The organism is Mesorhizobium sp. M1338 (assembly GCF_040318045.1).
Classification (GTDB): domain Bacteria; phylum Pseudomonadota; class Alphaproteobacteria; order Rhizobiales; family Rhizobiaceae; genus Mesorhizobium.
The window spans coordinates 1-712 of record NZ_JAMYLL010000155.1; the positions used below are offsets into that span (position 1 = coordinate 1).

Here is a 712-nt window from a genome sequence, read left to right on the forward strand (position 1 = left end):
TGGCCGAGAGCTTCGACAGCAAGGACGCCAAGACCTGGACGGTGAAGCTGCGCAAGGGCGTCACGTTCCACGACGGCAAGGATCTCACCGCCGACGACGTCGTCTTCTCGCTGAAGCGCCATCTCGATCCGGCGATCGGTTCCAAGGTCGCCAAGATCGCCGCGCAGATGACCGGCTTCAAGGCAGTCGACAAGTCGACCGTCGAAATCACGCTCGCCGATCCGAATGCCGACCTTCCGACCATCCTGTCGCTGCATCACTTCATGATCGTGGCGGACGGCACCACTGACTTCTCCAAGGGCAATGGCACTGGCGCCTTCGTGCTCCAAACGTTCGAACCGGGCGTGCGGTCGGTCGTTACCAAGAACAAGAACTATTGGAAGTCGGGCAAGCCCTATCTCGACTCGTTCGAATTCATCGCTATCAGCGACGACAGCGCCCGCGTGAACGCGCTCTTGTCTGGCGACATCAATTTCGCCGCCTCGATCAATCCGCGCGCCATGAAGCTCATCGGCGGCCAGCAAGGCTTCGAATTGTCGAAGACGACCTCGGGCAACTATACCGACCTCAACATCCGGCTCGACATGGATCCGGGCAGCAAGGCCGATTTCGTCGCCGGCATGAAAAATCTCGTCAACCGAGAGCAGATCGTCAAATCGGCGTTGCGCGGCCTCGGTGAAATCGGCAACGACCAGCCCGTCTCGCCGGCGAA

1 protein-coding gene is annotated in these 712 nt (G+C 60.3%); it reads left to right on the forward strand.

Annotated elements, in window-relative coordinates:
• Nucleotides 1-712, forward strand: a 712-nt coding sequence (locus NKH19_RS33430) for an ABC transporter substrate-binding protein (RefSeq protein WP_352983992.1), incomplete at both ends; no start/stop codon positions are given.